The 23,197-nt window shown below is 48.4% G+C and carries 24 protein-coding genes; 13 read left to right on the top strand and 11 right to left on the bottom strand.

All coding sequences use genetic code 11. From position 1 onward, the window contains the following. Positions 1-10: 10 nt before the first annotated feature. The 4 genes from PaeBR_RS12645 to PaeBR_RS12630 form a co-directional block, all read right to left on the bottom strand. Positions 11-985, bottom strand: coding sequence for an aromatic acid exporter family protein (locus tag PaeBR_RS12645; protein ID WP_410510951.1), 975 nt, complete (start codon positions 983-985; stop codon positions 11-13). Between the two features lie 78 nt (positions 986-1,063). After that, a complete protein-coding gene (locus PaeBR_RS12640) occupies positions 1,064-1,843 on the bottom strand; it encodes an ABC transporter permease (RefSeq protein WP_410515166.1) in 780 nt (259 codons plus the stop codon). Positions 1,844-1,892: 49 nt separating this feature from the next. Continuing rightward, positions 1,893-2,675: an ABC transporter ATP-binding protein gene (locus tag PaeBR_RS12635; protein ID WP_410510950.1), complete on the bottom strand. Its 783-nt coding sequence runs from the start codon at positions 2,673-2,675 to the stop codon at positions 1,893-1,895. A gap of 59 nt (positions 2,676-2,734) precedes the next feature. Beyond that, positions 2,735-3,754: an ABC transporter substrate-binding protein gene (locus tag PaeBR_RS12630; RefSeq protein ID WP_410510949.1), complete on the bottom strand. Its 1,020-nt coding sequence runs from the start codon at positions 3,752-3,754 to the stop codon at positions 2,735-2,737. A gap of 305 nt (positions 3,755-4,059) precedes the next feature. On the opposite strand from PaeBR_RS12630, the gene PaeBR_RS12625 reads away from it, so the two are divergent. The 4 genes from PaeBR_RS12625 to PaeBR_RS12610 all read left to right on the top strand — a co-directional run bounded on the left by PaeBR_RS12625 (position 4,060) and on the right by PaeBR_RS12610 (position 7,277). Continuing rightward, entirely contained in the window at positions 4,060-5,724 is a 1,665-nt protein-coding gene (locus tag PaeBR_RS12625) for an alpha-amylase family glycosyl hydrolase (protein WP_410510948.1), read from the top strand. 57 nt (positions 5,725-5,781) lie between these two features. Beyond that, on the top strand, positions 5,782-6,240 hold the full coding sequence (locus PaeBR_RS12620) for a helix-turn-helix domain-containing protein (protein ID WP_410510947.1): 459 nt from the start codon (positions 5,782-5,784) through the stop codon (positions 6,238-6,240). Then, on the top strand, positions 6,129-6,911 hold the full coding sequence (locus tag PaeBR_RS12615) for an IS630 family transposase (RefSeq protein WP_410515165.1): 783 nt from the start codon (positions 6,129-6,131) through the stop codon (positions 6,909-6,911). Before PaeBR_RS12620 ends, PaeBR_RS12615 begins: the two co-directional genes overlap by 112 nt. Positions 6,912-7,037: 126 nt before the next feature. Further along, positions 7,038-7,277 (top strand): hypothetical protein, encoded by a 240-nt coding sequence (locus tag PaeBR_RS12610; protein ID WP_410510946.1) that lies wholly within the window; start codon positions 7,038-7,040, stop codon positions 7,275-7,277. A 28-nt stretch (positions 7,278-7,305) separates the two neighbouring features. Here PaeBR_RS12610 and PaeBR_RS12605 read toward each other — a convergent pair whose 3' ends face one another. Beyond that, positions 7,306-7,458, bottom strand: coding sequence for a hypothetical protein (locus PaeBR_RS12605; RefSeq protein WP_410510945.1), 153 nt, complete (start codon positions 7,456-7,458; stop codon positions 7,306-7,308). 240 nt (positions 7,459-7,698) lie between these two features. Here PaeBR_RS12605 and PaeBR_RS12600 point away from each other — a divergent pair, with 240 nt between their 5' ends. After that, positions 7,699-8,325 (top strand): FMN-dependent NADH-azoreductase, encoded by a 627-nt coding sequence (locus PaeBR_RS12600; protein ID WP_410510944.1) that lies wholly within the window; start codon positions 7,699-7,701, stop codon positions 8,323-8,325. Positions 8,326-8,439: 114 nt separating this feature from the next. On the opposite strand, the gene PaeBR_RS12595 is transcribed toward PaeBR_RS12600, so the two are convergent. Continuing rightward, positions 8,440-9,294, bottom strand: a complete 855-nt coding sequence (locus PaeBR_RS12595) for a helix-turn-helix domain-containing protein (RefSeq protein WP_410510943.1) — start codon at positions 9,292-9,294, stop codon at positions 8,440-8,442. Between the two features lie 84 nt (positions 9,295-9,378). Here PaeBR_RS12595 and PaeBR_RS12590 point away from each other — a divergent pair, with 84 nt between their 5' ends. Then, a complete protein-coding gene (locus PaeBR_RS12590) occupies positions 9,379-11,310 on the top strand; it encodes a beta-N-acetylhexosaminidase (RefSeq protein WP_410510942.1) in 1,932 nt (643 codons plus the stop codon). A gap of 129 nt (positions 11,311-11,439) precedes the next feature. Here the strand turns inward: PaeBR_RS12590 and PaeBR_RS12585 are convergent, their stop codons facing one another. From PaeBR_RS12585 to PaeBR_RS12575, 3 genes are all read right to left on the bottom strand, one after another. After that, positions 11,440-12,111, bottom strand: coding sequence for an HAD family hydrolase (locus PaeBR_RS12585; RefSeq protein ID WP_410510941.1), 672 nt, complete (start codon positions 12,109-12,111; stop codon positions 11,440-11,442). Between the two features lie 158 nt (positions 12,112-12,269). Next, on the bottom strand, positions 12,270-12,725 hold the full coding sequence (locus PaeBR_RS12580) for a DUF3939 domain-containing protein (protein ID WP_410510940.1): 456 nt from the start codon (positions 12,723-12,725) through the stop codon (positions 12,270-12,272). 121 nt (positions 12,726-12,846) lie between these two features. Then, a complete protein-coding gene (locus PaeBR_RS12575) occupies positions 12,847-13,443 on the bottom strand; it encodes a metalloregulator ArsR/SmtB family transcription factor (RefSeq protein ID WP_410510939.1) in 597 nt (198 codons plus the stop codon). Positions 13,444-13,657: 214 nt separating this feature from the next. Here PaeBR_RS12575 and PaeBR_RS12570 point away from each other — a divergent pair, with 214 nt between their 5' ends. The 4 genes from PaeBR_RS12570 to PaeBR_RS12555 all read left to right on the top strand — a co-directional run bounded on the left by PaeBR_RS12570 (position 13,658) and on the right by PaeBR_RS12555 (position 15,728). Next, positions 13,658-14,659, top strand: a complete 1,002-nt coding sequence (locus tag PaeBR_RS12570; protein WP_410510938.1) for a YpdA family putative bacillithiol disulfide reductase — start codon at positions 13,658-13,660, stop codon at positions 14,657-14,659. 4 nt (positions 14,660-14,663) lie between these two features. Further along, complete coding sequence (locus PaeBR_RS12565) at positions 14,664-15,107, top strand: DUF441 domain-containing protein (RefSeq protein ID WP_410510937.1); 444 nt, start codon at positions 14,664-14,666, stop codon at positions 15,105-15,107. 261 nt (positions 15,108-15,368) lie between these two features. Further along, entirely contained in the window at positions 15,369-15,494 is a 126-nt protein-coding gene (locus tag PaeBR_RS12560; RefSeq protein ID WP_410510936.1) for a hypothetical protein, read from the top strand. Positions 15,495-15,554: 60 nt separating this feature from the next. Continuing rightward, the gene (locus PaeBR_RS12555; RefSeq protein ID WP_410510935.1) at positions 15,555-15,728 is read left to right on the top strand and encodes a transposase; all 174 of its coding nucleotides are present in this window, start codon (positions 15,555-15,557) and stop codon (positions 15,726-15,728) included. A 255-nt stretch (positions 15,729-15,983) separates the two neighbouring features. Here the strand turns inward: PaeBR_RS12555 and PaeBR_RS12550 are convergent, their stop codons facing one another. After that, a complete protein-coding gene (locus PaeBR_RS12550) occupies positions 15,984-17,735 on the bottom strand; it encodes an ABC transporter ATP-binding protein (RefSeq protein WP_410510934.1) in 1,752 nt (583 codons plus the stop codon). Positions 17,736-17,857: 122 nt separating this feature from the next. Here PaeBR_RS12550 and PaeBR_RS12545 point away from each other — a divergent pair, with 122 nt between their 5' ends. Next, a complete protein-coding gene (locus PaeBR_RS12545; protein ID WP_410510933.1) occupies positions 17,858-18,373 on the top strand; it encodes an ADP-heptose synthase in 516 nt (171 codons plus the stop codon). Positions 18,374-18,478: 105 nt separating this feature from the next. On the opposite strand, the gene PaeBR_RS12540 is transcribed toward PaeBR_RS12545, so the two are convergent. Beyond that, positions 18,479-18,796: a HesB/YadR/YfhF family protein gene (locus tag PaeBR_RS12540; RefSeq protein ID WP_410510932.1), complete on the bottom strand. Its 318-nt coding sequence runs from the start codon at positions 18,794-18,796 to the stop codon at positions 18,479-18,481. Between the two features lie 472 nt (positions 18,797-19,268). Here PaeBR_RS12540 and PaeBR_RS12535 point away from each other — a divergent pair, with 472 nt between their 5' ends. Beyond that, positions 19,269-21,017 (top strand): ABC transporter ATP-binding protein, encoded by a 1,749-nt coding sequence (locus PaeBR_RS12535; protein ID WP_410510931.1) that lies wholly within the window; start codon positions 19,269-19,271, stop codon positions 21,015-21,017. Positions 21,018-21,045: 28 nt separating this feature from the next. Then, positions 21,046-23,121 carry an ABC transporter ATP-binding protein gene (locus tag PaeBR_RS12530; protein ID WP_410510930.1) on the top strand — a complete coding sequence of 692 codons (2,076 nt, stop codon included), beginning with the start codon at positions 21,046-21,048 and terminating at the stop codon, positions 23,119-23,121. Positions 23,122-23,197: the final 76 nt, after the last annotated feature.

The raw sequence follows: 23,197 nt of genomic DNA, 5'->3' as shown, positions 1-23,197 counted from the left end.
CATTATTTACTTAAGCCAGCCTCTGTTTCTCCGTTTTGTTCGTGACAGGCGCTTTATGCTGCTTGGCGATTTTCAAATATAGCGTCAGTTCCCGGCACAGCTGCAGAATCGCAGAACGTACTTCAAATTCCTCACGGGACGTTGGGAGTTCCATCCTTTGGAATTTTTTCTCCAGTTCCACTAGCAGATGTTCCGTCCGTCCGGTGTATTTCTCAGACAACACATCCCCGCTTAGCTGGTCGAACAAATCGGCTACCATTTCGCCATGCGGGAAACAACGGTATACCTGGGACAGCAGCTGCATCATTGCTTGAATGGATTCCAACTGCTCTTTACGCATATAAAAATATACATTCCACGCTTCATCCGGATGAATGACGTGATTCTCCATTTCTCTTCCTGCTGCCGTAAGTCCCTGCTGTACTGCCTTGTTTGCTGCAATAAGCTCCTTACCGTCCCACAGATATTGGGGGTCGCGCAGTGTTCGGGCCATTTGACTAAATATTACGGAAAAAGCGCCGTCAACCTCTTTGCGGATCCCGTACATCACGCCTTCTGTTTTTGGCATATAGATCAGGTTGACCAGACCGGCAGAACCGAGACCGATAATCAGAAGCTCCACCTGCTGCAGCAGAACATGAATACTAAGCTCGGCTTGTCCAAACACACGGAAAACGATAACAGAGCTGGTTACAATCCCTTCCTTGAAGCCGGAGCGGACAATAAGCGGGAAACCGAACAGTACAAACAATCCAAGCACCCAATAATGAAAGCCTAATAACCAGAATAGAATACATCCGCACAAGAGTCCCACGAGCGAGGCAAGAAATCGTGCTGTTATGGTCCGCAGGCTCCTTTTACGGGTAACCTCAACGCCCAGTATGGCCAGCAGTCCTGCGCTTTGCGCATTTGGTATACCCACAGCGGCCGCGAGCAGGACGGACAATAACGTTGCAGCCGCCGTTTTTATGATACGAAATCCCATGAAAATATCTCTCCTTAACAACATTCACATCCTATATTCATGGTACTTGATTTTCACAAGAGGCACAATATGACAAATTCAGCGGCGCGATAGCAGCAGCTTTTCTACATAAACAACAAGCTGGTACATCGCTGTAGCTACAGCTGCTATAATGAGCAGACTCGACATCACCAAAGTGAAATTGAAAACCTGAAATCCATAAATAATCAAATAGCCAAGTCCGGATTTTGCCACCAGAAACTCACCGACAATGACCCCTACCCACGACATGCCGACATTCACTTTAAGCGTGGACACGACCGTAGGAAAGGAAGCCGGCAGGATCACCTTATTAAAAATCTGATACCGTGATGCCCCGAATGACCTGACTACCTTCACGAGATTGGGATCTACGCCGCAGAAACTGTTATACACGACGAGCGTCGTCACGATTACCGTAATAGATAAGGTTGTAACGACAATAGCGGTGAAGCCCGCTCCGAACATTACAATAAAAATGGGCCCCAGCGCCACCTTTGGCATACTGTTGAACACGACCATATAGGGATCCAGTACCGCCGATAAAAAAGGTGACCACCAGATCAGCACCGCCAGCAGCGTCCCAAGCAGTGTGCCCAATAAAAAGCCTACGGCGGTTTCTCCTACAGTTATACCCAGATGCGGCCACAGGGTGCCGCTGACCATATCCCCGATGATTTGTCGGAATACTTTGGTGGGATAGCTGAACAGCAGCTCATCGATCCACCCTGATCTGGCTCCAGCTTCCCAAATGGCAAAAAACAGTACCAGCAAGATCGTCCGTACAGCAAACACGCTTCTTTTACGGCGTCTCTTCCCAAGGGTATAGCCGTTATGCATCTCCAGCAGCCATTGTTCACGGGAAGCCGCATTCCCGGATTGCCCCGCTTTATCCATCAGCCTTCCCTCCTGCCAGTTCCATTTCCCTCCAAATTTCGTTGAAAAGCTCTGCAAAGCCTTTCTGGTTGCGCGCATACAAGGGTGGAGCATCCCGGATGATATCCGGGATGGGGAATGCCTTGCGGATTTTTCCAGGGTTTCGCTCCAGCAGGATAACGGTGCTGCTAACCGCGATAGCCTCCGACAGATCATGCGTGACAAGGATAGCGGTTGTTCCGCGTCGGCGCAAAGTCTCTGATACAAGGTCCTCAAGCTGAAGCTTAATCTGGTAATCCAGCGCAGAGAAAGGCTCATCCAGCAGCAGCAACTGGGGATCGTTGGCTAATGTACGCACCAAGGCCACCCGCTGCCGCATCCCCCCTGACAGCTGTGACGGATACTGGTTGCCCGTACCTTCAAGTCCCATATCCTCCAGCAGCCGCATGGTCTTCTCCCGTGTTTCTTCATTAAGACGTCCCGTTAGTTCAAGACCCAGTACCGCATTGTCCAATATGCTGCGCCAGGGAAAGAGGTAATCCTGCTGCAGCATATAACCCACCTCCGGAGAAGGGCCCGCTACTTTGTGACCATTAAGAAGGACTTCGCCCCGCGAAGGCTGCAGGAGTCCGGCAATAATGGATAACAGCGTCGTTTTCCCGCAGCCGCTTGGACCGACCAGACTGACGAACTCTCCCTTGCCAATACTGAGGTTCAGATCTTCCACCGCCAGAGAAGCTTCGCGGTCGCCAAGATATACATGCGATATCCCTTTTAATTGCACTACTGGAAGCATACATACCCTCCTCCCTCAAAATTGAGCGTGTACCAACAGGACACAATTAAGCCTTAAGCTTACTTAACTGCTTCATCCTTAATCTCGCTTTGGGCCTTTTCAGCAAAGCTGTTATTCACAATCTTCTCTGCAGCGACGCGCTCCTTCAATTCCCCCGCATTCTCCATAACGTCCAGAAGATTATTCCATTCGTTATTGTCCACAACCGGATTTTCAGCATAGGTATCCTGTTCCTTGTATCGATTGACCGCAGAGATAACAATATCCCGATCCGTTTTTTCAAAGTAAGGCAGGATGGCATCGGCAATCTCTTCCGGACTGTGTCCCTTCACCCAAAGCTGCGCACGTTGAATGGCATTCGTGAACTTTTGCACTGTATCTCCGTTTTTGGTGATATAGCTGTTTTTAGACATAAACACGGTATAAGGCAAATACCCGCTCTCCACCCCGAAGGAAGCCACCACTTTCCCCCGGCCCTCGCGTTCAAAGATGGAAGCCTGCGGCTCGAACAGCTGCACATAATCGCCTGTACCGGATGCAAATGCGCCTGCAATATTAGCAAAGTCGATATTCTGGATCAGCGTGAGATCTTTATTCGCATCGATTCCTTTGTTCAGCAAAGTGAATGCACCCGCCATTTGCGGCATTCCGCCTTTTCTTTGGCCGAGGAACGTCGACCCCTTCACGTTGTCCCAGCTGAAATCCCCGCCGTCTTCGCGAGCGAACAGAAACGTTCCGTCTCTTTGTGTCAGCTGGGCAAAATTAATAACAGGATCATCCGCTCCCTGCTGATACACATAAATGGATGTTTCCGAGCCCACCAGCGCCACATCGATCGCTCCTGACAGGAGGGCGGTCATTGTCTTGTCACCCCCAGGTATCGTCTGCAGCTCTACCTCCAGCCCTTCATCTTTGAAAAAACCTTGGGACAGGGCCACATATTCCGGTGCATAGAATACAGACCGGGTCACTTCGCCGATCCTAACCTTTACCGTTGAATCTCCGCCGCAGCCGGCCAGAACGGAAATACATATTCCGGTTATCATGAACAATAACGCTAGTCTTTTCCCTCTCTTCATCCTTCATTCTCCTTTCTCTCCGGGTTATACGCCCTTCCTAGATCATATGCATATTTACATTGAAAGGTTAAGGAGCGCCAGGCATATCGTTTGCACTAATATGTAGTATTCGAAGATAATTAGGTGAAATCAAAGGAAATCCATGCATTACTTAGATATTTCTTTGAAAATGGATGATTTAAAGGCTAAACCCCCATATTTGAGTTGTGCAAACGTTTTATCAATAGCTGCTAATTAAGTAATATTAATAATAAAAGCGCTTTCTTCATTTAATAACTCATTCTCATAAAAAGGGGGAAACACCGTTGGAACACAAGCTGACAAAAATACATAAGAACCGCTCTTTTAAAGCTCTGGCTGCAGCAGCTTTGGCTGTGAGTATTTTGAGCGCCTGCTCAAGCAACAATGGAACCGGTAATCGCCCGGTCTCTTCTTCGCCACTGCCCTCCGCAACTGTTGTAGATGAACAACCCTCCACTGTATATTATGAAATATTTGTGCGTTCGTACTTTGATTCGGACGGAGACGGAATCGGTGATCTTAAGGGAATTACCGAGAAGCTGGACTACTTAAATGACGGGAATCCGGATACTCAGGAGGATTTGGGCGTAGGCGGAATCTGGCTCATGCCGATCAACCCCTCACCCAGCTATCACGGCTATGATGTTACTGACTACCGGTCTATCAATCCTGATTACGGGACGATGGAAGATTTACAGGAGCTATTGGATGAGGCGCATAAGCGCGGGATCAAGGTCATTATGGATCTCGTAGTCAATCACACCAGCAAGGCTAACCCCTGGTTTGTAGATTCCGCCAAAAACAAGGACGGTAAATATAGGGACTGGTACGTTTGGGCTGAGGATCAGAACCGTCCGGTGAGCGGAGCAAGCGCCGCAGGTAGCGGCAATCCTTGGCACTCCCTGCTGGGAAGCCATTATTTAGGCGGTTTTTGGGACGGAATGCCGGATCTTAATTTCGACAATCCGGAGGTACGCAATGAAATGAAGGATATAGGCCGTTTTTGGCTGGAGAAAGGCGTCGACGGCTTCCGGCTGGATGCTGCCAAGCATATTTATGAAGATTTGCTGAGTGACAAGAGCGAGGCTACAACCTCCAAGAACGTGGCCTGGTGGCAGGAGTTCCGCAAAGCGATGAATGAGGTTAATCCAAAGGCATATATCGTAGGTGAAGTATGGGAAAATTCTGCTGTTTCCGTAGGCGCCTATTTGAACCAGGCTTTTGATTCCGGCTTCAATTTTGGTTTGGGAGAGTCACTTGTGAACTCGGCCAAAACCGAAAAGGACAGCGGGGTTGCTTTTACTCTGGAGCGGACCTATAAGCTGTATTCAAAACTGTCAGGCGGTGCTTTCACCGATGCCATATTCCTGACGAATCACGATCAGAACCGGGTAATGAGCCAGCTGCAAGGTGATCCTGACCATGCCAAAATGGCTGCGGCCATGCTGCTGACCTTACCCGGCAATCCTTTTATTTATTATGGTGAAGAAATTGGAATGCTCGGCGTAAAGCCGGATGAAGGCATCCGTGAGCCTATGGGATGGTATGCGGGAGGTTCCGGTAAGGGGCAAACTGCTTGGGAAGCCAGAAATAATAACGGGGTTTCCGCTGACAACAGTGTTGACAGCCAGAATAATAAGGAAACATCACTCCTTCAGTATTACCGTGAGCTGATCGCTGTCCGCAATGAACAGCCCGCCCTGCAGAATGGCTCGATCCGCGAGTACGTCTTCGGCAATGCCGGAATTATGGCTTATGAAAGGTTAACGGCAGAAGAACGGGTGCTAGTGGTTCATAATCTTACCGGGAAGGAGCAAAAGCTGACGCTTGAAGCTAACCGCGAGGGTGGAAATTACACCTCCATCCTGAGGGATCTGTCCAAATTGGCAGCCCTGAACGGAGCCGAGCTTACTATTTCGCCTTACTCTACCATTATACTAGTACCTTGACCGTGAATAATATTACCTTTAAGCTCTCCATATAGAGTCAAATGGGAGGGCTTACCAATGAACAAAAAATACGTGGTTGAACTGAAAGACGAAGAACGCGAACGGCTTCAGCAACTTCTTCATGCGAAGGAGACTTCACGGGGAATTCGAAATCGCTGCCTCATCCTCATGCTGGTAGATGAAAGTCAAGGAGCCATTCCCAAGCAGATGGAGATTGCCCAGCGAGTTGGTGTTAGTGACGTCACGATTCATCATACCGTGAAGAGTTACTGTACCCGCGGCTTAGAGGCCACATTGCAGTATCGAAAACGGTCGGAGCCGGGGCATCCCTCTGTGATTACCGGAGAACTGGAGGCCCGGATCATTGCACTGGCCTGTTCCGAGCCGCCGGTGGGCTATGCTCGCTGGACCATTCGTCTATTGACGCGCCGGGTCATCGAACTGAATATTATAGAATCGGTGGGACGAGAGACGATTCGAGCCACGTTAAAAAAACGAAACTTAAGCCTCACTTAAAGAAACAATGGTGTATTCCCGCCAAGTCCAGCGCCGAATTTGTCGCCCGAATGGAGGATGTTTTGGAGACGTATGCCCTGCCTTACGATCCTGAAATCCCACTAATTTGTATGGACGAACAGCCGATTCAGCTTCTGGAGGATTCTCGTCCATCCGAACCGATGAAACCTGGGCAAGTGCGGCGTGAAGATTACGAATACGTACGAAAGGGGAGCTGCAGTGTGTTTTTGTTTACGGAACCGTTAGCTGGATGGCGTCACGTACAGGCAAGCGAAAGACGAACCAAGGCAGATTGGGCACTTCAAATCCAGGAATTACTGGACGTTCACTATCCCGATGCGAAACGGGTTCGGCTCGTCATGGACAATTTGAACACGCACACAATCTCTTCGTTATATGAAACCTTTCCGCCAGAACAGGCCTTATCTTTAGCGAAACGATTGGAAATCCACTACACTCCCAAGCATGGAAGCTGGCTAAACATGGCCGAAATTGAACTGAGTTCTATGACGATCCAATGTCTGGATCGGCGCATCGGCTCTATCGAACAATTGCAACGCGAAATCACGGCATGGGAAGTTGATCGCAACCAGGCACAAAAGTCCGTGGAGTGGCACTTTACCACTCATCAGGCCAGAGGCAAATTGAAACATTTATACCCTGAAATTTGATGCGGTCAAGGTACTAGGACCTTAAATCTAGTAATCTTTATGTTATCATAAGGTAATTTTAAGGTAAATTTAAGAAATGAGGGGTACTATCTAGAATATGAAATACTTGTAGCGAGGTGATTTCAAATGAGAATGGTCATAACATTTCAGAACAAACTTGTACCTGTGTATTTCACCACAGAAAATAAACAGCCCACTCAAAAAGTACTTCGACTGCTTAATAGCACCCTGGAGCTCAAAATTCAAAAGGGCAAAAGCGCCCTCAAGAAATGCTTGAATTCTCTGATAAGTATCGAAATTAAAGGCTCGGAAGCTATATTGCACAGTTACAGCGAGAATGACTCCTTAGCGCTATCCCTCTATTAATAGGGGGGTAGCTTTTTTTTGTTGTAGCTCAGCTTATCTTATGCTTATCGTTCTTGTAATTACCCTTCTCGGCTGTTTCCGCCTTTTGAATCCGGAGTTTAAACAGCTTGACTAAATTAAGACGCGTATGTTCCTCGTGACAGCTATCCAGTTTCTTGATAATAAACCGGTCGATGGACATGTTAATCGCTCCTTTTTTTAGTTCTGCTCCTGTTCAGGAAATGATTACCTATTCTATGTATCCCCTATATAACCGGGTTGTTTCTATTTCAAACATGGGCAGATGCCTGTTCGACAAGACCCGATAGAACTCCCTCAAACAAGACAAAATTATTTATTTTGCACAGCAGTTGACAAACAAATTCTCCTGTACTATATTAAATAAAGTAAATATTGAATTCACATTTAAGGAGAAATTATAATGTCTATTGTCTTATTCATCAAAGCTAATAACCGTCCAGTGGAACAATCTGTAAGTGTAAAGCTCTATCATGAATTCTTGGAAAGCTACAAACTAAACAATCCGCAAGATGAAATCACAGAGCTGGATCTGTTCGCTGAAGAGCTTCCTTACTATGATAACACCATGATCACCGGGGTTTACAAAGAGTCCCAAGGTATAGAAGCTACTGCAGAAGAAGCCCAAGGCGCAGCTATTGTTAATAAATACTTCGAGCAGTTCGCTGCTGCAGATAAAATCGTATTCGCATTTCCACTCTGGAACATGACTGTTCCTGCTGTACTGCACACTTATATTGACTACCTGAATCAAGCAGGTAAAGCATTCAAATATACCGCTGAAGGTCCGGTAGGCTTGCTTACCGGCAAAAAAGCGGCAGTTATTAATGCAAGAGGCGGCATTTATTCCGAAGGTCCTGCTGCCAGCGCTGAAATGGCTGTTAATTTCATTCTCGGCAACCTTGGCTTCTGGGGCTTCCAGGATATTACACAAGTCATTGTTGAGGGTCACAACCAGCTTCTGGATCAAGCGGCAGAGATCGTGGAAAACGGCTTGCAGCTGGCAAAAACTGCTGCTGCTTCATTCTAATAACAATAAGTCAAGCAAAAACTCCCGTTCCCCTATGGATACCGGGAGTTTTTGCTTTATTGGGATTCCGCTGCTCTTATTGCAATTCTTCCAATTCACTATGCCAGCCGAAAGTCATACGTTACTACGACAATTCTGAGGTGAAATCCCCATATACTTTTTATAAAGACGGGAAAAATAAAAGACATCTTGGTAATGAAGCATGCCGGCAATTTCCTTAACCCGCAGGGGAGTATTCAGCAGCAGATGTTTAGCTTCAGACATTTTGAGTCGATGAATGTAATCATGCAGTGGATAACCGCTGCTTCGTCGCACTAAACGGCGCAAGGTGGACATTGAAATATGGTGCTTGGCCGCAATTTGCATTAAATCCATATCTCCGTAGACACAGGAATGTAAATCCTCCCGGATTTGGGGCAGGGAATCATGCTGCGCGGGTCTGCCGTTTTCCTTAATAACAAGAGAGCATTCCAGCAGCAGCCCTTCCAGCAGCAATGCAGCTCTGTCTGCATCCGCCGGAGCGCCCCCTTCCATGAGCTTAAGTACTTCCTCTAAAAAATCCGTAATTCCAATTCCCGAATGGACCTGAAATACAGTTCCCCCGGCGATCAGACCGGCTTCCAGCCATTCCGTAACCCGTGTTCCGCTAAAGTTTATGTAGTATTCATCCCAACTCCCCCCTTGGGGAGGCCCGAAATTATAGCGGCTGCCCGGCCTGAAAAAGAAGAGGCTTTTTCCCGATACCGGCTGCTCCTCCCGCCCATTCTCTGCGTAAACACCGGACCCCGATACAATATAAACAACAGCCCAGTGCTCGAATACTACATCTGAACGAAACAGCGTTCTTCCAGGCAGATGACCCACTTGTCCAACCCGGATCGTTCTTAGCTTTAGTCTAGAAGCATCAACCTTAGGATCAATAATCCGTATAGGATAAGGACTGATCATATAATCCATCACCTTGGGCATCGTATGCATTCCTCCCTTTGATTCCGAGTGGTATGTTTAATAGGATGATGATCATATTCTACATGAATTAGAGGTGAAACTGCTATGTCCGTTCCAAATTCATTATTATTAATGCCTTACCCGCAGCAAATAAGTTCTTCCTCCGGCTACTTTCGAATCCCCTCTGGCGGGAGCATTGTTCTTGGCCGCAAGGAAGACTGCATTGCGATGCCTGCTGCCCAAAAACTGCAGAAGGTTATCTCCAAGGCCTTACATCTGACTCTTCCGCTATCCATTGGTATCCATTCATCTATCACAGCCGTCTGCTCTTTTACCCAAAACCCATCTCTGCCAGTATCGGTCTATGAGATCATAGTCGTGGAGAAAGGGATCTCTATTACTTATAGTTCTCCGGAAGCAGCCTTCTATGCCGTAGCCACACTGAAGCAAATATTAGAACAAACCGGTAGAGCTGTACCTTGTCTCTATATACGCGACTATCCTGATTTCGGAGCTAGAGGTCTAATGATTGATATCAGTAGAAACAAGATTCCTAAGCAGGAGACTTTATACAAGATTGTTGATCTTATGGCCGATTTAAAAATGAACCAGCTGCAGCTATATATAGAAGGTTCGCCGTTCGCCTATGAATCCTTTCCGGAGGTATGGAAGCTGGAAACTCCGCTTTCCGGAGAGGAAATATGGCTCCTCGATGCCTATTGCCGGGAGCGTTATATCGAGCTAGTTCCTAATCAGAATAGCTTCGGACATATGGAGGCTTGGCTCTCACGCCCGGAATTCAACGGTCTGGCTGAAATTCCGGAAGGTTTTATGCTGCCGGAGGGGATGTATGCGGCCGACTTTTATCCGGAAGGCCTGTTTATGAGACCAGGCACATTCCACACGGAAGATCCCGAGGTTCTTGAACTGCTGGAAAGAATGTATGATGATTTGCTCCCTTATTTCAGTTCTGAACAGTTCAATGTGGGCTGCGATGAAACTTATGAGCTTGGCCTTGGTAAAAGCAAAGAACTGGCTGAAAGCCTAGGAAAAGGCCATCTATATTTGTCTTTTCTGCAAAAGATCCATAAATTAGTAACCAAACGGGGCAAAAGCATGCAATTCTGGGGGGATATTATAATCCAGTACCCCGAGCTGATCCCCCAGCTTCCCAAGGATATTATCGCCATGGAATGGGGCTACAGTGCAGAGCATCCGTTCGAGGAGGACACCCGTAAATTTCGTGAAGCCGGAATCCCCTTCTATGTTTGTCCGGGAACCAGTTCATGGAACTCCCTGACCGGACGAAGTGACAACATGATGGCTAATCTTCGCAGTGCTGCTATTCACGGCAAAAACAATGGAGCCATCGGCTATCTGATTACAGATTGGGGCGACTTCGGACACTGGCAGCATCTCCCGATAAGCTATGCTGGATTCGTATACGGAGCCGCTCTTGCCTGGAATGTAGATGCCAACCTGCAGGCTGATGTTCCCGGCTATCTGAATAAGTTTGTATTCGTTGACAAGTCAGAGATTATTGGAGATCTACTGCTGGACTTGGGTAATTACTATAAGCTGGAATCCGGCTTATCACGCCCGAACGATACAGAGATGTCCATGCTGCTGCGTAGTAAACTCGGCAATGTGCTGATCGTAGAACAGCTAACAGAGCAACATCTGGAACAGCTGACAAGCTACATTAAAGACATAGCGGAACGTTTGGAGGAAGTTTCACTGTATTGCGAAGATGGTGAACTTGTGCTGAACGAACTTAGAAATGGTATACATTTCGTCAAGCATGCCATAACACTCGGTACGATCAAACGCCAACTGGTGAATACACCCGGCCAAGTCGATAGGGTTATTCTTTCGGAGCAAATTCAAGATCTTGATGTTCTTCTTCATGATTATCGGTTGTTATGGTCAGAACGGAATCGTATGGGCGGTCTGGAACAGAGCGTTTCTAAGCTGCTTTCTCTTCGCCAGGAATATCAAGCTTTGCTCAATTTCTCTCCTGCCCCTTCACCATCTTAATCAGCACAAACAGCGGCGGTGTTTCATACACCTTGCAGGAGCAAAAGGATTTCGGTAAAGCCATTCATTCCCCGTCTCCCATAATCCCTTTGAGGTAAAAACCTTCCAAACTCCCGGTATTTTTTTCCATTACAAAATATTCTTCAGCTCATCCAGCCCGCTGATAGTTTTCCAAGGCCGGATATCCAGAGTCTCGTCCCACATATGATTCCGGCGCAGCCATATTCCTTCCATTCCAGCCTTCCCGGCGCCCCAAATATCATTCACCGGATGATCGCCTATGAACAGAGTTTTGCCGGGGTCTGCACCCAAACGTTCCAATGCCAGCCGGTAGATCTCCGGGTCCGGCTTGCTGATTCCCTCCTCTGCGGAGATAACAATGACTTGAAAATAGTGGCGAAGACCCAGCAGGTCAATTTTGGCGTGTTGAATATCCTTTTTACCGTTCGTAACCAGTCCGAGAATATATCCTCTTTCCTTACAGTAATCCAGGACAGTCTCAGCATGTTTCATTATGGCTCCGTGGGCCGAATAGCTCTCATCATAATAGGCTCGGATATCAGAGGCTGGTACGGGATTTTGCCAGGGCAGAACCTGACTCAGCTCCTCAAAAAAGCCATCCTTGTCCCGGTACCCGTCTGCGTCCCTCACGATCATATCTTCTACAACCTTTTGTGCGGAGTCAGGCTCCAAATGGCCTAATATGTCTTGAACAAACTGCGTGCAGAAGCTGCGAAAAGTATGATCCCTGTCCATTAATGTATTATCCAGATCAAATAAGAGTGCTTGTACTTCCTTCATCCCGTGATTCCCCTTGGCTAGCGATTCAAATGTTTAAACATTCAGAATTCAATTGTACTATGTCCCCCCGAACAAAGAAAAGACCGTTCTGTAAAAAGGAAATCCTGCCTCTCCTCTTCCAAAACAGTCTATAACGGAATTGAATCATCAGGGTTCGATCACTGAAAATGATCACTGCGGTGCGTCAGCATCATTTCTTCATCCGTAATGTAGAGCGGGAACGGAGGCGTCTCTTTTAGATAGCGCTCTGTGGACAACAGCCGGTAATGCACCTCCGGAAGCCATGCATCCTCAAGCACAGGCAGCTTTCCCGTATCATGAATATAATTATCTACAGCGGACTGAACCATGTCCAGATAATAGGGAACCAGCTTGTCTTCCTCCGCAAAAATCTCATAGGTTTCGCGTGACATATAAAATTTCTGCTCCGAGACTCCGCCTAGATACCGTTTTAGACGGTTCAGGTCAATACTTTTATCCTCAAGCATCAATGCCGTACGGTTAATGGGTGCGGGCATATCCTCTTCGAACTTCCTGACCGCCTGCTTGATCTGGGGCAGCGTGACAGTTACATGACGTGGGGTAAGTTCCTTTTTGGTACGCTTAAATATCATACTGAAGGTCTCCTTTCGAAGCATATGTCAGATAACGTTTACAATCCCAGTGTATTCGTTAGCCGAGTTTTTAATCAGTACAGCCTATAAACGTCACAGAAAATTACCATTTTCAAGTTGATTATTTGACATATCCCCAATGAGTCCACATCTCAGGAGGGTTCAATTCATATTTGTCATTCTCGCGGTACATAAACTGATGCATGATGAACTCACGGCGGATCGTGGCATAATCCTCATGATAATTCTTGATGAACTCATTCATCTCTTTTTCGCTATAGACTACACCGGGTTCCAGCTTTTCTACGATATGCTGCAGCGCAATCAGCTTTTTTTTGTACTGTGCGGGGATTTGCCGCAAACGGCCGTCCTTGGAGAAAAAATTCCGGATAACCGTTTCCTTTAGATTGTTCTCCATACCCTTCTCTTCCATATCTTCTGCTCCTTTAGCAAAAATAAACTGCATGGACGCTTCTGAATTTAGCCTGATGAACTCCGGATTGAGCATGAAATAGACCGTATTTTTGTCGCGCCGCTCCTTAATCAGCGCTGCTTCACGCAATTTCGACGCATGATGGGTTACTGTCGGCTGCGATAAATTCAGTTTCTCAGCCAGTGCCTGGCCGTGCATTTCTCCTTTGGACAGGAGGAGCAAAAGACGAAGACGCGTAGGATCAGCCAACGCTTTGTGATAGTTTACTATTTTATCAAGCTGCACCGGGGGCACACTCCTTGTAATTGATCATGGAATACCTACTTCAACAAATTAGATATATATCTAATTTTATCACAGTTTATAATTGCTCAACAACTGTTTTCATAAGTAAACTGGCCCGTGATGGAAAAAAAACTTAAATTGGAGTAGGATTTAGATTAACGCCTGCAAGGCTGCAGAGTACGAGACAGAAAACACTCGGGAGGTTATCACCTGTATGAAAGATGTAATTATTATTGGAGCCGGTCCATGCGGACTGTCAGCCGCCATTGAATGCCAGCGCCAAGGCCTTTCAAGCCTCATCATAGAAAAAAGCTTTATTGTCCACTCGATTTATTTGTATCCGACAAACATGCAGTTCTTCAGCACAGCCGAGCTTCTGGAAATCGGGGGTGTCCCTTTTACTTCGCCTAATGATAAACCTTACCGTCATGAAGCGCTGGTATATTACCGGCGGGCTGCCGGGCAGCATGGACTGGATATTGCTGCATACGAGGAAGCGCTGGCTGTCGAGCCTCTTAGTGACGGAAGCTTTGCCGTACATACCTCGAACCTGCGGGGAGAACGCCAAATCCGCTGTGCTGCGAACGTTGTTATTGCTACGGGTTATTTTGACCAGCCTAATCTGATTGGCATTCCCGGCGAGGAGCTGCCCAAGGTATCGCATTACTTTGGGGAAGCCCACCCCTACACCGGTATGAAGGTGACGGTAATCGGCGGCAGCAATTCCGCCGTTGATGCAGCATTAGAGCTTATGCGTGTCGGAGCCTCCGTTGATATCGTATATCGCGGTGACAGCATCTCGGAAAATATCAAGCCTTGGGTTCGCCCTATTTTTGAAAGTATGGTCCAGAAAGATAAAATCACTCTGCATCTCCAGTCGCGGGTTACGGAAATTACCGCAGACTCGGTAATCATAACGGCTAAAGATGGCGGAACGACAAAGCTGGATAATGACTTTGTGCTTGCGCTTACCGGCTTCCGTCCGAACCGTGCCCTGCTCGCCTCGGCTGGCGTGACTATGGATGACGATATGGACAAGCCGGAATTTGATCCGGCCACCATGGAGAGCAACATTCCGGGGCTGTATGTAGCAGGAGTTATTGCCTCCGGCCGCAATGCGAATGAGGTCTTTATCGAGACCGGGCGGGGCCACGGCAAGCTCATCGCAGACCATATTATCACCAAACCCAAAGCTGAGGTTAAGGAGCTGAATTAATAGAATGGATATGACCTCGTTACTCCTGCTGGGACTTGCCGCGCTTGGCATTATCAGCAGTAATTCACCTGTGACGATTGCGATGGTTGTCCTGCTTCTTCTGCGGGTACTGGGAGTGCACCAGGCTTTTCCATGGCTTGAAAAGAACGGCCTGACCATCGGTATTATCATCCTCACGATCGGGGTCATGACCCCGCTGGCCAGCGGCAGAATTTCTCTGCAAACTGTCGGGAATTCCTTTCTGCACTGGAAATCATTGCTGGCTATCGGGATTGGCATTCTTGTCGCCTATCTCGGCGGACGCGGAGCTGTGCTTATGGGCAGCCAACCTACAGTAGTAGCCGGTCTTCTGATCGGAACCGTAATCGGCGTCGCCTTCTTCAAAGGCGTTCCGGTAGGTCCGCTTATCGCAGCGGGCATCCTGTCGCTGCTGATCGGAAGAACGTGAATAGACAAAGGGGGGTGTTCTGAGTGGACGCTCCGCGAACGGACCGTTGCTCCATCGCTGTGGTCTCCAGATTTTTTTTATTTTCCTTGGCGGTAAAAATCCGGAGACCAAGGCGACCGCTGCGCTTTTCCGCAATCGATCCGTCCTCTCCGCTGCTTTCAGCGGAAACCCTTACTCCCAAATCTTTTTTAAAATCACAAAAAGAAATAGCCCTTGGTAAAATGGGAGTGTTGAGGCCACCATTTCAAAAGGAGCGATGCTATGACGAGGAACAAGATACGTGGACAGGTAGGGCTGGACGAACCCTTCATTTTTACTACGAGAGCAAAGAAAGAACGGAAAGTGGATACGAAATTCGCAAGCGTCATTACCGAAGCGCAGTTGTGACGACTGTCCGCAAGGGAATTATCGCGGAGCGAAAATGGATATGCCCTGGCGGTTCGAAGAATGACAGAACCGGTGAGTGTGTTCAGGCAACTAAAGAATAACCGGGGATTCCGACGATTTCCGCCTCGAGGCATGGAAAAAGTGACGCTTGAGGTCAGGTGGCTTTCCCTTGCCTATAACCTGCTGAAGCAGGCAGCTACAGATCGAAAACAAAGACTAGCCAGTCTCCAATAACCCGGAGACTGGCTAGTCTTTTACCTTTTTACAGCTTTAAGTGCGAGATGACTGTCTCATTCGTAAAAATATTTACTTGAACGAAACCGCTAGCGCGGTAGCTTTTCTTTAACTGCTTCTTTCGATCATTTATTGGCCATAATGGCTAATAAGAGACGAAAGGAGCGTTCTCCACAAGACGATGCAGTAATTGAAATCCCATAGGAGTGCACAATTTCAGATACAATCTTAAACCTTATGGGACACCCTTTTTGCTTACACATCCAAACGCTGCACATTAAACAATCGGGCATAGCTGCCGTCTTTTAACAGCATCAATTCTTCGTGCGTACCACGCTCGGTGATTTCTCCGTTCTCGATGACTATAATCTGATCCGCATGCGTTATTGTCGATAGACGATGAGCTACGATCAGTGTCGTCCGCTGTGAAGATAAGGATTGCAGAGACTGCTGAATCAGATGCTCCGATTCCAGATCGAGTGCCGAGGTAGCCTCGTCCAGAATAAGCACCTGCGGGTCCTTAAGAAATACGCGGGCAATCGCTACACGCTGCTTCTGCCCTCCCGACAGCTTCACGCCGCGCTCTCCGACTTCGGTGTCATAGCCTTGCGGCAGCATGGCAATGAAATCATGGGCGTTGGCCGCTTGCGCAGCCGAGATCATCTGCTCGTCAGAGGCTTTTGGATTGCCGAACAAAATATTGTCACGCACCGAGCCGCTGAACAAAAAATTATCCTGCAGCACCATGCCGACTGCTCTCCGCAGACTCTCTTGCGTCACGTCCCGCACATCCTGACCGTCCAACTTCAGACTGCCCTCCTGAATATCATAGAAACGCGGAATCAGGCTGATCAATGACGATTTCCCCCCGCCGCTCATGCCAACAAAAGCAACGGTATGGCCAGGCTGAATACGCAGATTAATGTTCTTCAGCACCCACTCGTTCGCATCGTTATATTTGAACCATACGTTCTGGAATTCAATGGCCCCTGCTGCTCCTTCAAGCGGTCTCGCTCCCGGTTCATCCACGATATCATAGGGCTCATCCAGCAGCTCCAGCACCCGCTCCAGTGAAGCCGAGGCCTGCGTCAATACCGTCGAGGAATTAATCAAGCGGCGCAGCGGCGCATACATTCGATCCAGATAACCGAAGAAAGCAACGAAGGTTCCCAGTGTCAAATGGCCCTGTATAACCTGATAACCCCCGTAACCGATGACGAGCAGCGGCGCGATATCCGTCAGCGTATTAATAATGGCGAAAGTGAACGCATTCCAGCGTGTCTGTGCCATTGCTTTTTCCAGAAAGTGTGCATTGATGCCTTCAAATTTCTTCTGATCCACCCGTTCCATGGTAAAACTCCGGATAATAGAGATTCCTTGAATACGCTCGTGAAGATAGCCCTGAATACCGGCCAGCGCCTGCGAACGGTCCTTAGTCAGTTTTTTTAGCCGCTTATACAGAGTTTTCACAGCAATACCGTACAAAGGGAGAATCGCGATAGACACCAAAGCCAGCACCGGATTCAGATAGACCATAAACACCAGCGCGATCAGCAGTGTGAACATATCCAGCCAGACGTTCATCATGCCGACTTCAACCAGATTTTTAGTCTGTTCCACATCATTTATGAACCTGGAGATCGCTTCGCCAACCCTAGTGTTCTGGTAATACCGCAGCGACAGCCGCTGCATATGGCCATACAGCTTATTGCGCATATCGAACAGCACCCGGCTTGTAATAAGCTGGGCAAAATATTGGCGGAAATACTCCACCGGACCCCTGACCACCACAAACAAAACAAACGTTCCGCCCAAGATCAGCATAAGCTGCGATACGCGATCCTCCACGGACATATCGGGGTTCATCAGAAGATCGTCCACAACATACTTCAATATCATCGGAAGGGTCAGCGGGATGCTGAATTTGATCATGCCAATAATGAGGGTCAGCACAATCCATTTCATGTACGGACGTACGAAAGTAAAATATGATTTCCATTGTTTCACAGTTTGTTCGATCCTTTCCTGGTACCATGCACACAACAATTGTTGACATTTGCTCTATACAGTGTTTTTATATTTTTAAGTCCTTTCGGACTATGCAGTACCGCAACCTCAGGAGGAAAATGATGTCCAGACAATTTGTAACAGAAGCCGTCATGATGGCGATTTACGGCGAACTTCTCGTGCCGGGAGGCCCCGTAGAATATATTGTGCCATATTCGACTGTGCTGGAACTGTATGAACTGCGGGACAGTGACGAGCCGCTTATGAATTACCAGGAAGACGATACGCATGTAAAGAGCAAGATTAAAGAACTGATCACATACTTTGAAGAACCGCTTAATCAGAAAAAAATCAACCGCTGCTTAACGATGCCCTGGGCTAAAAGCTCAACCATCCTGCTCGGCGGACAGGCGCAAATGGTCATCATCAACAGCATGGATACAGCGACATACGGTGAATTGTTTGATCCTATTGAAACAGAGCTTCTGCTGTCCTCACAGCGGGAGAACGTGCCGATTCTGACCGATCAATTCGAGCTGATTCAGCGTATTATCGAGGGCGGCGTTCCCGTTCAGGTTTACGATATAGATGATTTCGATTATGCGATGGAGGAAGAAAACTTCCGCCGCTCCCACTGATCACTATAACAGGATACCTTACGGTCCATCCATGATGAAAGCCCTGCCTTTTGGCAAGGGCTTTTTTGGGTCAAACCGGCGATAACAATACTCCGGATCTCTGCATTATTGCTGCTTGCTGCTGGTTGCCGTCTTGGCTTCGTACTTGTACTCAATATCATCTTCGGCCTCAGAGTAGACAATGGATAGCCCGTACCCATCCATATACCATAAGTCCTGTTCCTCCATGTAAAACACGATTCCTTCCTGCCTGCTCTCGATCGCCGGCCGTCCCGGGGGTTCGATGGCTATACCAAGCGAAAACCCGGGATGCAGGCCGCCGCCTGAACTGTACCGGGGAAACAAACGAATATAAGTTCCTTCTGAAAGTCCCAGTTCCCGTTTAAACCAGGAGGCAGCACCTGCACTTATCTCAATACTCATGGCTTTCAACTCCTTTGTGTTTATCCATCATACTGAAAAAAATCCATTTTTCCAAATTAGAATTCTTCAAAAAATCCATTTGACAACATTTAAGCCCCAATGATAAACTCTGAACAGAACGAAACGTCTTCAAGTAATTACCAAATTAACGAAAGGGTGAGAGCGGTGTTTAATCCAATACAGTTCCAATACTTTACAATTGCCTCGCAACTACACACAACCAAATACCGAAGCGGCCCGAGTGGTGAACCCTTCCTGACTATTTTGCGGATGTCCTAATTCGCTTGATTTTCAGACATGAAGATCTCCTTGCCTGGTGCTGCTTAGCACCGTGCGCATGATAAGCTCTAATTTACAGGCATATCGTCCGTTATCGGATGATATGCCTTTTTGCATGCTTTAGGGCTAACCACGATTCAACTTCTTATGTCATCGTCATACGATCATTCAACCCGAAAGGAAGGGATTTATCTTGTTCTCTGTTCTCAAAAATCTCGGCTGGTTCTTTCGCCGGGAAAAAAGGCGTTACGTTGTCGGCCTGTTCCTGCTTATCGCTGCCGGTGTGCTGGAGCTGCTGCCTCCCCGTCTCCTTGGCAATGCTATAGACGAAATTGTGCGAGGTTCGATTACAGCCGCTTCTCTAACCAAATATATTGCCATGATACTGGCGATGCTGCTGATTATCTATTGGATCACGTACATATGGATGCATAAACTGTTTGGCGGTTCCAATCTGGTGGAGCGCCTGCTACGGTCCCGGTTTATGAATCACTTGATGACGATGACGCCTTCGTTCTTCGAGCGCAACCGTACCGGAGACTTGATGGCCCGGGCAACCAATGATATCCGCGCGGTCTCCGCAACGGTTGGTTTTGGAATGCTGACCCTTGTGGATTCCACTATATTTCTCTCTGTCGTTCTGCTGGCAATGGGCTTTCTCGTCAGTTGGAAACTGACGCTGGCGGCAGTATTGCCGCTCCCGCTGATTGCGGTAGCCATGATTTTTTACGGCAGAGCGATTCATGACCGTTACAGCCTGGCACAGGACGCCTTCGGGGATATGAATGACCAGGTTCTTGAATCTGTCTCTGGTGTGCGCGTTATCCGTGCCTATGTCCAGGAACGCCTGGATGAGAAACGCTTCGCGGACATTACAGAGGATGTATACCGTAAAAATATGGCCGTGGCCCGTGTCGACGCCTTCTTTGAACCAACCATCCGGCTGTGTGTAGGAATGAGCTATATTATCGGACTCACCTACGGGATCTACCTCGTTTTCCGCAATGAGATCACGCTTGGCGACCTCGTCTCGTTCAGTATGTATCTGGGAATGATCGTCTGGCCGATGTTCGCCATAGGCGAGCTCATCAATATTATGCAGCGGGGCGGCGCTTCCCTTGACCGTATTGACGAAACAACGAATTCCCGTCCGGATGTGCAGGATATAGCGCACCCGGCTCCGGTTGCAAGCCCGACCCGCATCGAACTGAATAATGTAACTTTCCGCTACCCGACCTCGACCATTGACAATCTGAGCCATGTCAGCCTAACCCTGACTGAAGGAGAAACGCTGGGCGTTGTCGGACGTACCGGCAGCGGGAAGTCCACGCTGCTGAAGCAGCTGCTGCATGATTATCCGACCGGTACAGGCGATATTTTAATTTCCGGCGTTCCCATCGAACACATTGCGCTTGACCGGCTGCACAGCTGGATGGGATATGTGCCGCAGGAGCAAATTCTCTTCTCCAAAACGGTGCGCCAGAACATTCAGTTTGGCTATGACAATGCCAGTGAAGAGCGAATTATGGAAGCCATCACCACAGCCTCGTTCCAGAATGACCTCGGAACGCTTTCCGACGGGCTGGACACTTTGGTCGGAGAGCGCGGCGTTTCCCTCTCCGGAGGCCAGAAGCAGCGGGTTTCCCTGTCCAGGGCATTTATCTCGAGTCCGGACATTTTGATTCTCGACGATGCCCTGTCGGCGGTTGATGCCCGCACGGAAGCACGAATTATTGAGAATATCCGGGAGCAGCGCTCCGGAAAAACAACCCTGATCTCCACCCACAGGCTCTCGGCCATCGAACATGCCGATCAAATCGTTGTGCTCGACAATGGACATATTACGGAGCGGGGAACCCATCAGGAGCTGCTCGAGCTAAATGGCTGGTACCGTGAGCAATATGACCGGCAGCAAGTGGAAAACAACTTATCGAATGAGTAGTTCAGCAAACTTTTAGGGGGTGTCACCGTTGACACAAAGTACAGGCAAACGCCTGCTGCATTACGCTTTAACTGCCAAAAAAACATTTATCACAGCCCTTCTGCTGCTTTCCATCGGTGTAGCCGCTGAGCTCGCAGGCCCTTTTATCGCCAAAAGCATGATCGACAATCATATGCTTGCCATTGAGAAGCCCTACTACGAGACCCGCTCGCCGGAAGAGGCTGCGGTATATAACGACAAGTTATATAAACGGGCGGACCGTTTTCAGCCGGGTGAGGCCAAGGGGCAGGAGATTCGCCTGCTTCAGGCGGGCCGAAGCTTTTACTTTATTAATGAGCCTGTAACTCAGCCTGACGGTGAGCGGACCTATCGTGACGGTGAGCTTCATATTGATCGCGGCGACAGTGAGGTTTCTTATCCTGCGGTTAAGCTGTCGGCAAATGAACTGTTCGCTTTTTATAAGCCGGAGCTTCCCGGTATTTATGAGCTGGTGGGGTTCTACGCCCTGTTCCTGGTCATATCCATTTTTGCGGAATTCGGCAAAACCTACTGGCTGCAGTCCTCGGCGAATCAGGTCATCCGGAAGCTGCGGACCGATGTGTACGCGCATATCCAGCGTCTTCCGGTTTACTTTTTTGACAATTTGCCGGCGGGCAAGGTTGTCTCCCGGGTGACGAACGATACCGAAGCCATCAAGGATCTGTTCATTGCCGTTTTGTCCAATTTCAGTTCCGGCATGATCAATATCATCGGCGTTTACGTTGCCCTGTTCCTGCTTGATTACCGGCTTGGACTTGTCAGCCTGTTCATTGTCCCGATCCTCATCATATGGATCATCATGTACCGTAAAATCGCAACCAAATACAATACGATTATCCGGTCTCGATTGAGTGAGATTAACGCTATTATTAATGAATCGATTCAGGGGATGTCGATTATCCGTATCTTCCGCCGTCAGAAGCAGCGCAGTGAGGAATTCGAAAGCCTTAACGATGATTATCTGAAGTATCAGAATAAAATGCTTAATCTGAATGCATTAACGTCCCACAATCTGGTGAATTCGCTGCGGAGCATGTCCTTTGTGCTGGTGCTGTGGTATTTCGGCTTCGGCAGTCTGGGCGGTTCTTCCTTCGTTTCGCTGGGCGTGCTTTATGCCTTCGTGGATGTTCTCGGCCGGATGTTCCATCCGATTACGGGTATGGTCAATCAGCTGGCCAACCTGGATTCCTCCATGGTCTCCGCCGGACGCGTCTTTACGCTCATGGACGAACCCGGAGATGCAGTTACTGACGGTTCGATGCCGCGTTACAAGGGAAATGTGGTTTTTAAGGATGTATCCTTTGCTTACAAAAAAGACTTCGTCCTGCGTGATATCTCCTTCGAGGCCCGCTCCGGGCAAACTGTCGCACTCGTGGGTCATACGGGCTCCGGCAAAAGCTCTATCATTAATCTGCTGTTCCGTTTTTATGATCCGCAGCGGGGTTCTATCACCATTGACGGTCAGGAAGTAAAAGAGATTCCTAAGCAGTGGCTGCGCAGTCATATGGGTATCGTGCTGCAGGACCCTTATCTGTTTACCGGAACCATTGCCTCTAACGTCAGTCTGGGTGATGAGCGGATTTCGCGTGAAAGGGTAGAACGGGCTTTATGCGAGGTCGGCGCAGACAAATTGCTGGCCCACCTACCGCAGGGCTTCGATGAACCTGTTGTGGAGAAAGGCAGTACCCTTTCCGCCGGCCAGCGCCAGCTGATTTCCTTCGCCCGGGCTCTTTCTTTCGATCCTGCGATCCTCATTCTCGATGAAGCTACCTCCAATATCGATACTGAGACAGAGAGCATCATCCAGGAGGCGCTCGAAGTACTCAAAAAGGGCCGCACTACCTTCATTATTGCTCACCGCCTGTCCACGATCCGCAGCGCTGATCAGATTCTGGTGCTGCATCATGGTGAAATTGTAGAACGCGGCAGCCATGATGAGCTCATGGAACGGGGTGGCCGGTACTTCCGTATGTATCAGCTTCAGCTTGGAGCGGGAGCTTCGGGCGGGGGAAGTAATGAAAACACCGCTGCATCCCTCCGTCCTTCTCCGGAAGGCAGCATGTAGACTATCCGGAAGCACAGCTGAGCCCTTGTCCGCCGTATGGCGGTGCAAGGGCTTTTGTTGTTATTGTCATCGGAAC

This window comes from Paenibacillus sp. BR2-3 (genome assembly GCF_046529485.1).
Taxonomy (GTDB): Bacteria; Bacillota; Bacilli; order Paenibacillales; family Paenibacillaceae; genus Paenibacillus_AQ.
This window is presented reverse-complemented; position numbering and strand designations above follow the sequence as displayed.

Bases quoted from the DNA above. Each gene is read 5' to 3' on its own strand.
- PaeBR_RS12595 (WP_410510943.1), bottom strand. From the start codon at position 9,294: ATGCCCAAGGTGATGGATTATATGATCAGTCCTTATCCTATACGGATT.
- PaeBR_RS12605 (WP_410510945.1), bottom strand. From the start codon at position 7,458: ATGTCCATCGACCGGTTTATTATCAAGAAACTGGATAGCTGTCACGAG.
- PaeBR_RS12570 (WP_410510938.1), top strand. From the start codon at position 13,658: ATGAAAGATGTAATTATTATTGGAGCCGGTCCATGCGGACTGTCAGCC.
- PaeBR_RS12585 (WP_410510941.1), bottom strand. From the start codon at position 12,111: ATGAAGGAAGTACAAGCACTCTTATTTGATCTGGATAATACATTAATG.
- PaeBR_RS12565 (WP_410510937.1), top strand. From the start codon at position 14,664: ATGGATATGACCTCGTTACTCCTGCTGGGACTTGCCGCGCTTGGCATT.
- PaeBR_RS12610 (WP_410510946.1), top strand. From the start codon at position 7,038: ATGAGAATGGTCATAACATTTCAGAACAAACTTGTACCTGTGTATTTC.
- PaeBR_RS12580 (WP_410510940.1), bottom strand. From the start codon at position 12,725: ATGATATTTAAGCGTACCAAAAAGGAACTTACCCCACGTCATGTAACT.
- PaeBR_RS12620 (WP_410510947.1), top strand. From the start codon at position 5,782: ATGAACAAAAAATACGTGGTTGAACTGAAAGACGAAGAACGCGAACGG.
- PaeBR_RS12545 (WP_410510933.1), top strand. From the start codon at position 17,858: ATGTCCAGACAATTTGTAACAGAAGCCGTCATGATGGCGATTTACGGC.
- PaeBR_RS12590 (WP_410510942.1), top strand. From the start codon at position 9,379: ATGTCCGTTCCAAATTCATTATTATTAATGCCTTACCCGCAGCAAATA.
- PaeBR_RS12645 (WP_410510951.1), bottom strand. From the start codon at position 985: ATGGGATTTCGTATCATAAAAACGGCGGCTGCAACGTTATTGTCCGTC.
- PaeBR_RS12635 (WP_410510950.1), bottom strand. From the start codon at position 2,675: ATGCTTCCAGTAGTGCAATTAAAAGGGATATCGCATGTATATCTTGGC.
- PaeBR_RS12540 (WP_410510932.1), bottom strand. From the start codon at position 18,796: ATGAGTATTGAGATAAGTGCAGGTGCTGCCTCCTGGTTTAAACGGGAA.
- PaeBR_RS12630 (WP_410510949.1), bottom strand. From the start codon at position 3,754: ATGAAGAGAGGGAAAAGACTAGCGTTATTGTTCATGATAACCGGAATA.
- PaeBR_RS12640 (WP_410515166.1), bottom strand. From the start codon at position 1,843: ATGCATAACGGCTATACCCTTGGGAAGAGACGCCGTAAAAGAAGCGTG.
- PaeBR_RS12600 (WP_410510944.1), top strand. From the start codon at position 7,699: ATGTCTATTGTCTTATTCATCAAAGCTAATAACCGTCCAGTGGAACAA.
- PaeBR_RS12560 (WP_410510936.1), top strand. From the start codon at position 15,369: ATGACGAGGAACAAGATACGTGGACAGGTAGGGCTGGACGAACCCTTC.
- PaeBR_RS12555 (WP_410510935.1), top strand. From the start codon at position 15,555: ATGACAGAACCGGTGAGTGTGTTCAGGCAACTAAAGAATAACCGGGGA.